Genomic DNA, 12,776 nt, shown 5'->3' with positions numbered 1-12,776 from the left:
CCTATTCTGAACGCGATGAATTCCTGTGTAAACCAAAAAATGATATGGTCATCCTATAAAATAGGATTTAAGGAATGGGGAAAATACCGATAGATGTCGCATCGACAGGATCATTTTTCATCTACGCCCGGGCATTGCATTGGCGCGACCCAGGCGCAAACTGTCGATGAGCGGATGTAGAATGAGTTCTTTATCCCAGCATTCAGGACCATGGACAAGACGCTGCTGAAGGGCTTGATGCTGCTGGAAATGCTTGCCGATCAGAACGGCAAGCCGGTGACCATCCCGGTTCTGGCGGAAAAGGTAGGGTTGACCAGGAGTAATACGCACCGGACATTGCAGACGCTGGCACACGCGGGTTACGCCACCCGCGACGAGGCCACCGGCAACTATCGCAGCACGTTCAAGCTATTCGAGCTTGGCGCGAGGCAGATGGCGCAAATCGACGTGCGTCAGTTTGCGGCCGGCCACATGCGTGCGCTTATGGAGCTGACGCAGGAGACGGTACACCTGTCGATTCTCGACGGCGGTTCGGTCGTGTACGTGGACAAGGTAGAAAGCCTGCAGCCCGTGCGGGCGTATTCCGTGCTGGGCGGCCACGCGCCTGCCTACTGTGTCGCGACAGGCAAGATTCTGCTTGCTCAGCAGAGCGATCAGTACATCGCGCGGTATCTGACCGAGCTCGTGGCCTACACCAAAGCGACCATCACGGATCTGCCAGCGCTGAAACTGGAGCTCTCCCGCGCGAGGGCCAATGGCTATGCGATCAATCGCGGCGAATGGCGTGAGAGCGTGGGCGGTGTGGCCGCGCCCATTTTCGACGCCTTCAATTCGGTGACTGCGGCGATCGGGATTTCCGGGCCCCTGGAGCGGCTCAGCGTGAAGCGCATGAAAGAGCTTGCGCCCGCGGTTCAGGACATCGCACTGAAGATTTCGCGGGCGATGGGATTCCGTCAGTAATCGAGGGTCGCCGTGAAATCACGGCGACCTTGAATGGCTCGGCAATCGGCGCGCGAACTATGAGACAGCGCCCGTGGACAGGCTTTCGACGTGCCGGTTGTTCCCGCGTACGATCACGAGGGTCGAGAGCAGGGCGAACAGTGCCCCGATGACAAGCCAGACGCCGGGCATCGCCTTGTTCTCCGTGACATGAATCAGGGCCGTACAGATCGCAGGCGTAAATCCGCCGAACACGGCCTGCGAGAGACTATATGCGAGCGAAAAGCCGGTGCCGCGTACGTTGGCCGGAATGATCTCGGTAAGGGTGACCACGAGCGCCGCTTGATAGGTGGCGTACAGGAACGCGAAACCCATTTCGACGAGTAGAAGACTGGTGAACGACGGCGCTGCAACCAGCCACGTCATGGCCGGATAGCTCACGAGAGCGATCGTCAACGAGGAACCGATCAGCAAAGGACGGCGGCCAATGCGGTCCGAAACTGCCGCCATCACCGGGATCATCGTAAAGGTGACGAGCGCGACGCATGTGGTCACGTAGAACGTGTCGATGGGCTTCAGTCCCAGCTCGACGCGGCCAAACGTCGGTGTGTAGGCCGTGATGAGATAGAACATGATGCTGGTGAGGCTCACTAGCATCATCGCCCAGAAAATGGTGCGCCAGCTTTGCGCCAGCGACGAGAAGATTTCGCCAACGGTCTGGCGTTTGCGCATTTCGAATGCGTGAGACTCCCGCACTGAGCGGCGAATCCAGAAAAGCACGGGAACGATCGAGCAGCCGAGCAGGAAAGGGATGCGCCAGCCCCATGTGTTCATCTGCTCGTCCGTGAGCGTGAAGCGCAACGCAACGCCGAGGACCGCCGCGAGCAATACCGAAAGCTGCTGACTCGCGGACTGCCACGATACGAAGAAGCCACGGCGTCCCGGCGGAGCGATTTCCGATAAATAGACCGACACGCCGCCCGACTCCGCGCCGGCGGAGAAACCCTGCAGCAAGCGGCCGAAGATGACGAGCGTCGGCGCGAGGACGCCGATGCTGGCGTAAGTCGGGGTGACGGCAATCAGCAGCACGCCAATCGACATCAGCGCGAGTGTGAGTAGCAAGCCGGCGCGCCGTCCATGCCTATCCATGTATGAGCCGAGCACGATCGCGCCCAGCGGCCGCATCAGGAAACCCATGCCGAACGTCGCGAGTGACAGCATGAGCGACACGAACTCGTTGTTGCCCGGAAACATCGCCTTCGCGATCGCCGACGCATAGAAGCCGTAGACCATGAAATCGTACATCTCGAGGAAGTTACCGCTGACTACGCGCACCACGGTTCCGGCCGTGGCTTGCCCCTTCGGTTGCGTCTCCATCACGTCTCCAGGTTCGGTGTTGGTTTGTCTATCGTCCTAAAAAATAGGACGCATGAATCAAATATTGACGATTCATGCTCTCACCATAGAAAATGACGGTCAAGACGAAGGGAGAAGATCGAGGGAATTCCCCAGGAGAGATGACGCGAGAGGTAAGGCGCGGCATGTCGACAGCACGGAAAAGCGCAACGCGTCCCTGTCTAACCGGCAGCCTCATTGTCATTGCCAAGCGCCCATAAATTCGGCACGACATCGGACGAGAACCCGGACACGAAATCCTTGACGTCACCCGTTGCCGGATCGAACACGTGGCGTTGCACGCGTCCTATATTCGCCCCGTACACATGGATGCTGATCGATACGCGGTCGTCATGCACGTTACGCACCCGATGGACATCGCCTCTCGCGGGCGACACGCAATCGATATCGCCAGCCGCGAGAACGGTTGTTTCGCCGATACGCATCGGCTTGCCATTGCCGTCCGTCTCGAAGCGCGTCGATTCCTCCGAGCCGCGCAACATGCCGATCATGCCCCACACGGTGTGGTCGTGAATCGGCGTCTTCTGCCCGGGACCCCACACAAAACTCACCACGGAAAAGCGCTGCTTCGGATCGCAATGCAGTAAGTACTGCTGATAGTGCGCGGGATGCGGCGAGGCGAATGCGTCCGGTAACCAGTCGTCGTTGGCGAGCAGTCGTGACATCGGCGCGCGCATCTGCGCGAGGATGGAGGCTTCAGGCACGCCGTCGCGCACGATATCGGTGAGTTCGCTGACGAATTCGCGCAAGCGCGCAATGCTCATGGTGATCTCCGGTTCGAAGACGAGGTGAAAGGTCAACCCGCGTTGTCGTGTTTGCGCTCGTCTGCCGCACGACGGTGCTGACGCGTTCGGTGGCGGGTGGAACGCGCCGGGCCGGGCGACGCCAGCGCCTCGATGATCGCTTCGCCGAAGCGATGCACACACGCGGCGAGGCGACCGAGATTGTCGGGATGCACGCGCCATATGTGTGGTATCGGCTGAAAATCCACGATTTCGACGCGCTGCAATTGCGGCAGGTACTCGCTCGCTTCGAGCATGCGCTCGGGCACAAAACCCAAGCCCGCGCCGCGCGCGACGAGGCCGAGTTTCTGCTCGGTGCCGAACGTGGAAATTCTCACAGCGAACGGCATGCCGAGATCGCTGAAGGCACGCCGCAGGATGTCGCGAAAGCCGCAGCCTTCGGGGCTCAGGATCCACTCCATGCCGTGCAGTTCGGCAAGCCGCTTGCGTCCTGAAACTGCGCCTTTCTGTGCGACGACGACCATCGGCAGAACGCCGATCGACACGGACGAGAAGCCGCTGTCAAAGCGCGCGCCCTCGGGCAGTACGGCGATCGAGCCGTCCATCTCGCCCTCGAGCAGGCTGGCGACGATCTCGGTGCTCCATCCTGAAGCGACATCGATCTGCACATCAGGGTATTCCCGGCGCAATCCGGGCACCGCGTCGAGGAGCGCGATCTCGGCCAGCACTTCCGCCACCCCCAGACGCAAGCGCCCCGACGGCGCGGCATCCTCGCGCACGAACTCGTCGATCAACGCGATATCGCGCACGACGTTCAGGCATAGCTCATAGACACGGCGGCCGATCTGGGTGGGCCGGCTCGGCTTCACGTTGCGGTCGAGCAGCACGACGCCCAGGTCCTTCTCGAGGCTCTGCACACGCCGTGTGATAGCCGGCTGACGCGTAAAGAGCGCCTCGGCCGCGCCCGTGATCGACGCGCTTCTCACCACTGCGACGAACGCATGGATGTCTTCCAGTTTCATTTTCGCTCCGGCGACGCTTCGTTGAACCCATGCGCACTTCCGAACGGAGCATAGGTCAGCTTCGTATAAATATCCATTATGGGAATTTCGAAGTGAATTTTTATCTACAGTTTGGATAATGTTTATGACGGCGTGTTCCGGCAATCTGCAGACGAAATCAGCGCCGCGTTGAATCGTGCAACCGATGAGGTGGTCGATGAACAACACCCTGATCAAGGGGCTGTGCCTGCTGGAAGTGCTCGCGCGGCGCGGCGAATCAATGGGCGTCAGCGAGCTGGCGGTCGCGGCGGGCATGCCGAAGAGCGGCGTGCACCGGCTGCTGCAGGCGCTCGTCGACGAGCGTTATGTCGAGCAGTGCAATTCGGGGCGCTATCGCGTGTCGATCAAGCTGTGGGAAGTGGCTTCGGCGGCGCTGCCCGGTTTCGACCTGCGCCGGCATGCCGAAAGCGTGATGCACGCGCTCGTCGACGAGACCGGCGAAAGCGTGCATCTCTCCGTGCTCGATCAGCACGACGTGGTCTACGTGCACAAGCTTGAGGCCGCGACCAACCCGGTGCGCGCCTATAGCCAGATCGGCGGGCGCGTGCCCGCGCATTGCGTGGCGACAGGCAAGGCGATGATGGCGTTTCGCGGGCCGCATTGGCTCGCGATCGCCGCAGAGCATTTGTCGCCCGCCACGGCCAATACCATTACCGAGCCCCGGGCATTTCTCACGGAGATGGCGCAGATTCGCGCGCAAGGCTACGCAAGCAATTGCGGCGAATGGCGGCTCGGCATTCACGGCCTCGCGTCGCCCATCTTCGACGACGCAGGCACGGTAGTCGCCGCCATCGGCATTTCGGGGCCCGCCGAGCGGCTGAACGGGATACGCCGCGAGTCGCTCATCGATCATGTGCGCGAAGCGGGGCAGACGCTGTCCACGATGTCGGGCACCGTGCCCCCGTATGCGCTGCTGCTGAGCGTGACGAACCACTGGCGCAGTACGGGGCAAGCCACGCCTTCTTTTCCTGCGCGCAAATCGCATGCTCTGCCGGAACTCAAGCATGCGAGCCTTTGAACCACCCGCCAGAAAGCGCAGCGGTTCAACCAAATGGAACGCTCGCGTTTCCCGACGTCGCGCCTCTACCATCGTCTCCAGCTGCACGGTTTTCACAACGGCTCTTGCCGCGAGGTCTTGCTAACTGTCAAACGGAGAAGACACATGTTCCTCAACTGGAGTGAGTTGCTCGGCACCTTGAAGCGTTCTTCGAATCTCATCGGCAAGAGCAATCCGGGGATGCTCGAAGCGTATCGCGGTCTCGCGGCTGCGCAGGGCTCGAATGGCGCGCTCGATGCGAAAACACGCGAGTTGATCGCGATCGCCGTGGCGGTCACGACGCGGTGCGACGGCTGCATCAGCTCGCATGTGTCCGCGGCCATCCAGGCGGGTGCGACCGAGGCCGAAATCTCGGATGCGTGCGGCACGGCCATCGCATTGAACGCTGGTGCGGCGTACGTCTATTCGCTGCACGCGATGGAAGCGATGCAGGGTCTCAAGTAAAAGGCGTACTCACATCGGGAGCCGCAGCATGAAAGAAGAACTGGCGCTAGCGGGGGTGCGGGTCATCGAGGTGTGCAACGTCGCCGCCGGACCGTTCTGTGCGATGCTGCTCGCCGACATGGGCGCGGATGTGGTGAAGCTCGAACACCCGGAAGGCGGCGACACGTTGCGCGCGTGGCCGCCGTTATCGGACGGTTATAGCGAGAACTTCGCTTCGCTCAACCGCAACAAGCGTTCGGTTGCCCTCAACCTGAAATCGCCCGCTGACCTCGCCGTCGCGAAGGCGTTGATGAGCGAAGCCGATGTCGTCGTCGAGAACAACCGGCCCGGCGTGATGGATCGGCTCGGTCTCGGCTATGCGGATTTGAAGGAAGCCAATCCGCGCCTGCTTTACTGCTCGATTTCCGCTTACGGACAGACCGGCCCGCGTGCGCAGGAAGGCGGCTTCGATCTCACGGTGCAGGCCATGAGCGGCATCATGAGCGTGACGGGCGAAGCGGAGGGCGCACCCGTGAAGTGCGGCGTGCCGCTCGCCGATTTTTCGTCGGGTCTGTACGGTGCGTTCGCGATCGTCTCGGAACTCCTGCGCGTGCGGGCGAGCGGAAAAGGCGCACATATCGACGTGTCGATGCTCGGTTCGACGCTCGGCATTGCCGCGCTGCAGACGTCCGAATACTTCGGCAGCGGCCGAGATCCCGCCAGGCTGGGCTCCGCGCATCCGCGCAACGCCCCGTATCAGGCGTTCAGGGCGCGCGATGCGTTTTTTGGCATGGCCGCCGGCAACAATGCGCTGTGGGCTTCCGTATGCAAGGTGATGAAGCATCCCGAATGGCGCGACGACGCACGCTTCCTCAATACGGGCGACCGCGCGCGCAATCAGATCGAATTGCGCGATCTGCTCGAGGCGGAATTCGCCGCGCACGATGCGGAGCACTGGTTAGCCGAATTCCGTGGCGCGGGCGTGCCGTGCGCGCCGATCAACTCCTATTCGCAGGTGCTCGCCGATCCACAAGTAGAGCACATGGGCTGGGTACAGCCGCTCGTATTGCCCAATGGCCTGAAAACGCAGACCTTCGTTTCGCCCATTCGCGTGAGCGGCCGCAATCTGCCGATACGGCTCGCGCCTCCCGCGCTCGGCGAGCATACGGAAGAAGTGACGTCTGCCCTTCGCGCGGCGCAATGAGAAGGAGACCACGATGGACGATGCGCGGGCAGGAATCGAAGTGTCGCGGATGTTCGCGGAGTTTGCGGTTGACCTTGCCTGGCGCGATGTGCCGCATGAGGTGGTCCACGAAGCAAAGCGCGCGTTAATCGATTATCTGGGCGTCGCGCTCGCGGGAAGCCGCGAGCCGTTGATCGGAAAGCTCAAGCGCATCTATGCGAAGCGTGGCGGCGAACCGGAAGCGCGCCTGATTGGCGACGAGTACAAGGCGGATGTCATGACCGCAGCGTTCATCAATTGCGCGGCGGGCCACGCGCTGGATTTCGACGACACGCATGCGGACTTCTTCTATCACGGATCGGTTACCGTTGCGTCGGCGGTTTGGGCGACTGGGCAAATGCTTCACGGGAATGGCCGCGACGTGATCCTCGCCTTCATCGCGGGCTGGGACGTGGGGGCGCGCATCGCGCGGGCGCTCAATCCGTCCATCTACATAGAGGGCTGGCAGAACACGCCAACGTGCGGCACTTTCGCCGCCACGGTCGCGGCGGGCAGGCTGCTCGGCCTCAATGCAGACGCGATGTGCCACGCGCTCGGCATGGCTGCTTCGCAGGCGAGCGGCTCGCGCCAGAACCACGGGTCGATGGGCAAGCCGTTTCAGGTTGGCAAGGCTGCGATGAACGGCGTGCTATCCGCGCTGGCGGCGCGCGAAGGCGTGACGAGCTCGACGATAGCGATTGAAGGCCCGCTCGGCTTCGCGAAGCTCCATGCGCGCGAGTTCGATCTGAGTTCCGCGCTCGATGAGCTGGGCACGCGCTTCGAGCTCCAGCGCAACATGTACAAGCCCTATGCCTGTTGCCTGCCGCATCACGCGGCGATCGATGCGATGTTCGCGCTGCGCCGCAAGCATGGCGTCACGCCGGAGCGCGTCGAGCGAATCGTATGCGGGATGCCCGCCGGCACGCTCGATGCCTCAACCCGTATCGACGAGCCCGCCAACGGCCTTGAAGGCAAGTTCAGCGCGACGCACTCAGCGGCCGTCGCGCTCACCGACGATGCGGCCGGCCTCGCGCAATACGCCGACGAACGCGTTGGAGATGCGCGGCTCGTGCCGTTGCGTCGCGCGATTGAATTCGTCGTCGATCCTACGCTTTCGCGCGGTCAATGCACGGCGCAGGCGTGGCTGCGCGATGGCGAAAGCGTGAGCGTGCGCGTCGATCATCCGCGCGGACATCTGGCCAATCCGCTCACCGACGACGATCTCGTCGACAAGTTTTGCGCGAACGCCGCGGGGATGCGGCATCACGAAAGGCACATGCAGGCGTTGCAGCCGCTCTGGTCGCTCGACGCTGCGGACGATATCGCGGAGGTGGCCGACCTGCTGTGAGGGCAATCGGGATCGACGCGCAAAAAGACCTGCAAGACTACAGCGTGCCAATCGGGTGAGAAACACGGAGACGACTGACATGAACGGACAAGGAATAGCCGACGCCGGCCGCCGGGGCTTCCTGAGCGGATATCGGCGCGACTACTATGGCGGCGCGTTGATGTGCCTGATTGGCGCAAGCGCCGTCGTGCGCGGACTGCATTACAACTTCGGCAGCCTCACGCATATGGGCCCGGGATTCTTTCCGACCTGCCTTGGCGCGATCCTGATTCTGCTCGGCCTGAGCATCGCGGGCACGGCAAAGCGTCCGTCGCTACGCAAGCTCCGGCACGAAGGCGCGCCGCTCGCGAGCGCCGGTCCCGAATGGCGGGGCTGGCTCTGCATCATCGCGAGCATCGTCGCGTTCGTGGTTCTCGGCAAGTGGGGTGGGCTGCTACCGGCGTCGTTCGCCATCACGTTCATCTCCGCATTCGGCGACCGCGACAACACCTGGAAGAGCGCGCTCACGCTCGCGGTGGTCATCACGCTGGTAGCCGTGGTCATCTTCTGGTGGGCGCTGCAATTGCAGTTTCCGCTTCTCGCATGGGGGAACTCATGATCGGGCATTCTCTGGCTGATTTATGGCAGGGCTTCGGCGTCGCGCTCGAATGGCACAACCTGATGTGGTCGTTCTTCGGCGTGCTGGTGGGCAATCTCATTGGCGTGTTGCCCGGCATGGGACCGCTCTCGGCGATCTCCATTCTTTTGCCGCTCACTTATACGATGCACCCGGTCGCCGCGATACTGATGCTCGCCGGCATTTTCTACGGCTCGCAATATGGAGGCGCGATTGGCGCGATCCTGCTGAATCTGCCATGCCATCCGCCGCACGCGGTCACCTGTCTGGACGGCTATCCGATGACACGCGCGGGCAAGGGTGGGACCGCACTCGGCATCACGATGATCGCGTCGTTCTTCGCAGCGTCGGTGGGCATTATCGTGATGATCTTCGCGTCGCCCTTGCTGGTTTCGATCGCGTTCAAGTTCGGGCCCGCCGAGCTGTTCTCCATTATGCTGCTCGGCCTGATCGCGGGCGGCACGATGTCGAGCGGCTCGCCGCTCAAAGGTGTGTGCATGACCGTGATCGGTCTCCTTGCCGGCGTGGTCGGCACTGACGTGAACACGGGCGTGATGCGCTTCACCTTCGGTTTTGTCGAACTCGCAGACGGTGTCCAGCTCGTCGCGCTCGCGCTCGGGCTCTTCGGCGTGACGGAGTTTTTGCGCAACGTGAACCGCATGCATGCCGTGGGCAGCGGCGTGAAGCTGAGCCTACGCGATATGCGCCCAAGCATCAGGGAGCTGAAGCAGGCGTTCTGGCCGATTGTGCGCGGTACGTCGGTAGGCACGCTGTTCGGCGCGATGCCGGGAACCGGGCCGACGATCACGACCTTCATCGCCTACGCGCTCGAAAAGAAGATTGCGCGCAAGCCAGAACGCTTCGGGCAAGGTGCGCTGGAGGGTGTGGCTGCTCCGGAGGCCTCGTCGCATTCGAAGACGCAGGTCGACTTCATTCCAACGATGAGCCTCGGCATTCCCGGCGACCCCGTGATGGCGCTGATCCTCGGTGCGCTGCTGATTCAAGGCATCCAGCCGGGGCCGCAACTCATCAGCGAACACGCGGACATCTTCTGGGGCTTGATTGCCAGCTTCTGGGTCGGCAATGTATTACTCGTACTGCTGAACGTGCCGCTGATCCAGATATGGGTGAAAGTGTTGCAGGTTCCTTATCGCTTTCTCTTTCCGGCGGCGTTGTTCTTTATCGCAGTGGGCGTATATAGCACGAACAACAGTCTGTTCGAAGTGGGTGAGGTCCTCGTGTTCGGCCTGATCGGCGCGGTGTTCGTCGCGCTCGATTTTCCCGTCGCGCCGATCCTGCTCGGCTACGTGCTCGGACCCATGGTCGAAGAGAACTTCCGTCGTGCGCTTCTGCTTTCGCATGGCAACCTGGCGGTGTTCGTCGAACGGCCGATCAGCGCGTGCTTCATGGCCGCGTGTGCGCTGCTGATTCTGTTGCAGGCATTTTTTGCCATGCGCGCGGCGATGCGAAACCGCAGAGGCACGCAGCCGGGCGTGCCTGCGCAAACCCCGACCGTGAACGATCCGCGACTCGATAACGGCCGCGAGCCGCCGCTTGCGCACGCGGATCATCGTTGAACTTGCTTTGGTGGAGGAATCGCGTGTGAACCCACATCGTCGTGTGTTGCTGATCGCGGCGCTTGCCGGCCTTGTCAGCGTGGGCGCGCAGGCAGCTGATGACGGCGCCGCGCATTATCCCGATCATCCGATTCGCCTGATTGTCGGTTACCCGCCAGGCGGCGGCGCGGACATCATGGCTCGGCTCCTGCAAAAGCAGTTGTCGCTTGCGTTCGGACGGTCGGTGATCGTGGAGAATCGTCCGGGCGCGGGACAGAATATTGCCGACACTTATGTCGCGCGCGCCGATCCGGATGGCTATACGCTGCTCGTGGCGTCGTCGGCGCTCACGGTGAATCCGAGCCTCTTTCCGAAAGTCAGCGAGAATCCGCTCACGGCCTACGCGCCCATTGCGATGTTTGCACAGAGCGCGAATTTACTGGTCGTCAATCCGAAACTGCCGGTCAATTCCGTGAGCGAACTCATCGCCTATGAAAAGAACAAACCCGACGGCGGCAACTTCTCTTCGTCCGGCAATGGCAGCACGCAGCATCTATCGGGCGAATTATTCAAGATACGAACGGGCGTAAAAAGCACGCATATTCCCTACAAGGGCAGCGCGCCGTCTGTCACGGCCGTGATCAGCGGCGAGGTGGACTACAGCTTCGTCAATATCCCGACCGCGAAGCCCCTGGTCCTCACGCATCAGCTCAAGGCGCTGGCGGTAACGAGCGTGCAGCGTTCGCCGCTCTTACCCGATGTGCCGACCATGACGCAAGCCGGCGTAAAAGACATGAACGTCGCCGCCTGGTACGGCTTGCTCGCGCCGTCGGGTACGCCCGCGCCGATCGTCGCGAAGCTCAATGCCGCGGTGAATCACGCGGTGGGCGGCGATCCGCTCAAATCGCAACTCGTCAATCTGGGCTCGGACCCAACGATCGAGAGTTCCGCCTGGTTCGGGCAATACCTCGCCGAGGAAACCCGTCGCTGGGCCGAGACCATCAAGGCGGCCGGCATCCGGCCGCAATAGCTTTCAGGCACCTCAGGAGACCTCATGTCCGTTTTCACATCGAAAGTGGTGCGCAATCTTTTCGGCACCGAGGCTATGCGCGCGATCTTTTCCGACGACACGCGCATTGCCAATTACCTGAAAGTGGAGATTGCGCTCGCGAAGGTAGAGGCGTCGCTTGGCGTGATTCCCGAATCGGCGTATCGCGACATCGCGGCGAAGGCACCGTCGTTCGAAATCGACTGGGAGCGCTATCGCAACGATGTCGAAGCGGTCGGCTATCCCGTGATGCCTTTCGTCGAGCAGTTTGCGCAGCACTGTGGCGCGGCGGGCGAATACCTGCACTGGGGATCGACCACGCGCGACATCACCGATACGTCCTTCGTCTTGCAAGTACGCGACGCGCTCGCCACGCTCGAAACCGACCTGCACAAGGTGCGCCGCAAGCTGCGCGAGATGACAGCGCGGCATCGCTCGACGCTGATGATCGCGCGCACGCACGGCAAGCATGCGTTGCCATCGACGTTCGGCTTTCGTTGCGCGGTCTGGTATAGCGAAGTCGAGCGGCAATGTAGCCGCCTCGCCGTGCTGCGGGCGCAAACGCTCGCGGGGCAATTCGGTGGTGCGATCGGCACGTTCGCCGCGGTAGGGCCGAAGGGCATTGACGTGCAGCGTGCCTTGATGGCCGAACTGGGCCTCGAAGCGGTGGAGATTGCGTGGTTCGCGTCGCGCGATCGTGTGGCGCAAGTGGCGTTCACGATCGCATCGATTGCGCAGTCGATGGCGAGCATCGCGAAGACGCTCACCATCATGACGCGCGACGAGGTGGGTGAGGCATCGGAAGGCGGCGGCGAGAGCCGTGGCACGAGTTCTGCGATGCCGCACAAGCACAACACCGTCGTGCCCGAGCTCGTCATCGTGCACGGCAAGATGGCCGCGCAGCAACTGCCAGTCGTCATGGAATCGATGGTGCAGGACTTCGAGCGCGACTGGCAAGGGCACTTCGAAACGATTGCTGTCCCGCAGATCTTTCAGCACGCGCATGCGGCAGTGACGCAGATGCACGTCGTGCTGGCCGGCCTCGTGGTGCATACCGGACGCATGCGCACGAATCTCGACCTCACCAACGGTCAGGTGATGGCCGAGAGCGTGATGATGGCGCTGGCGCCGAAGATCGGGCGCAAGAACGCGCATCATATGGTGTCCCGTCTTTGCAGCGCGGCCCTGAGGGAAGGGCGGCCGCTCGGCGACGTATTGCGCGCGGACCCCGAAACGATGAAGCATCTCGGCGAGCGCGAACTGGCCAGCGCGCTCGATCCGCGCAACTACATCGGGCTTGCGGAACAGGCGGTCGACAACGTACTCGCGGCGCACGCGGACTAAGGG

Annotated in this window: 12 protein-coding genes; 9 read left to right on the top strand and 3 right to left on the bottom strand. The window is 62.3% G+C overall.

Annotation, left to right across the window (positions count from 1 at the left end):
- Positions 1 to 210 precede the first annotated feature (210 nt).
- Positions 211 to 960: an IclR family transcriptional regulator gene (locus B9Z01_RS19620; protein ID WP_085486027.1), complete on the top strand. Its 750-nt coding sequence runs from the start codon at positions 211 to 213 to the stop codon at positions 958 to 960.
- 57 nt (positions 961 to 1,017) lie between these two features.
- Here B9Z01_RS19620 and tcuC read toward each other — a convergent pair whose 3' ends face one another.
- From tcuC to B9Z01_RS34975, 3 genes are all read right to left on the bottom strand, one after another.
- Positions 1,018 to 2,316 (bottom strand): MFS transporter, encoded by a 1,299-nt coding sequence (gene tcuC / locus B9Z01_RS19615; RefSeq protein ID WP_085486025.1) that lies wholly within the window; start codon positions 2,314 to 2,316, stop codon positions 1,018 to 1,020.
- A 200-nt stretch (positions 2,317 to 2,516) separates the two neighbouring features.
- Positions 2,517 to 3,119: a cysteine dioxygenase family protein gene (locus tag B9Z01_RS19610; RefSeq protein ID WP_085486513.1), complete on the bottom strand. Its 603-nt coding sequence runs from the start codon at positions 3,117 to 3,119 to the stop codon at positions 2,517 to 2,519.
- 32 nt (positions 3,120 to 3,151) lie between these two features.
- On the bottom strand, positions 3,152 to 4,120 hold the full coding sequence (locus B9Z01_RS34975) for a LysR family transcriptional regulator (protein ID WP_208626101.1): 969 nt from the start codon (positions 4,118 to 4,120) through the stop codon (positions 3,152 to 3,154).
- 196 nt (positions 4,121 to 4,316) lie between these two features.
- On the opposite strand from B9Z01_RS34975, the gene B9Z01_RS19590 reads away from it, so the two are divergent.
- The 8 genes from B9Z01_RS19590 to B9Z01_RS19555 all read left to right on the top strand — a co-directional run bounded on the left by B9Z01_RS19590 (position 4,317) and on the right by B9Z01_RS19555 (position 12,773).
- A complete protein-coding gene (locus B9Z01_RS19590; RefSeq protein ID WP_167387522.1) occupies positions 4,317 to 5,177 on the top strand; it encodes an IclR family transcriptional regulator in 861 nt (286 codons plus the stop codon).
- 144 nt (positions 5,178 to 5,321) lie between these two features.
- A complete protein-coding gene (locus B9Z01_RS19585) occupies positions 5,322 to 5,660 on the top strand; it encodes a carboxymuconolactone decarboxylase family protein (RefSeq protein ID WP_085486017.1) in 339 nt (112 codons plus the stop codon).
- A 28-nt stretch (positions 5,661 to 5,688) separates the two neighbouring features.
- On the top strand, positions 5,689 to 6,843 hold the full coding sequence (locus B9Z01_RS19580; protein ID WP_085486015.1) for a CaiB/BaiF CoA transferase family protein: 1,155 nt from the start codon (positions 5,689 to 5,691) through the stop codon (positions 6,841 to 6,843).
- Positions 6,844 to 6,856: 13 nt separating this feature from the next.
- Positions 6,857 to 8,209, top strand: coding sequence for an MmgE/PrpD family protein (locus B9Z01_RS19575; RefSeq protein WP_085486013.1), 1,353 nt, complete (start codon positions 6,857 to 6,859; stop codon positions 8,207 to 8,209).
- Positions 8,210 to 8,288: 79 nt separating this feature from the next.
- Positions 8,289 to 8,807 (top strand): tripartite tricarboxylate transporter TctB family protein, encoded by a 519-nt coding sequence (locus B9Z01_RS19570; protein WP_085486011.1) that lies wholly within the window; start codon positions 8,289 to 8,291, stop codon positions 8,805 to 8,807.
- Complete coding sequence (locus tag B9Z01_RS19565; RefSeq protein WP_085486009.1) at positions 8,804 to 10,402, top strand: tripartite tricarboxylate transporter permease; 1,599 nt, start codon at positions 8,804 to 8,806, stop codon at positions 10,400 to 10,402. The genes B9Z01_RS19570 and B9Z01_RS19565 overlap by 4 nt, the downstream gene beginning before the upstream one ends.
- A gap of 25 nt (positions 10,403 to 10,427) precedes the next feature.
- Positions 10,428 to 11,411 (top strand): tripartite tricarboxylate transporter substrate binding protein, encoded by a 984-nt coding sequence (locus tag B9Z01_RS19560; protein WP_143808997.1) that lies wholly within the window; start codon positions 10,428 to 10,430, stop codon positions 11,409 to 11,411.
- Positions 11,412 to 11,435: 24 nt separating this feature from the next.
- Positions 11,436 to 12,773, top strand: a complete 1,338-nt coding sequence (locus tag B9Z01_RS19555) for a class-II fumarase/aspartase family protein (protein WP_085486005.1) — start codon at positions 11,436 to 11,438, stop codon at positions 12,771 to 12,773.
- Positions 12,774 to 12,776 lie beyond the last annotated feature (3 nt).

Source organism: Paraburkholderia susongensis, assembly GCF_900177725.1.
GTDB lineage: Bacteria > Pseudomonadota > Gammaproteobacteria > Burkholderiales > Burkholderiaceae > Paraburkholderia > Paraburkholderia susongensis.
This window is presented reverse-complemented; position numbering and strand designations above follow the sequence as displayed.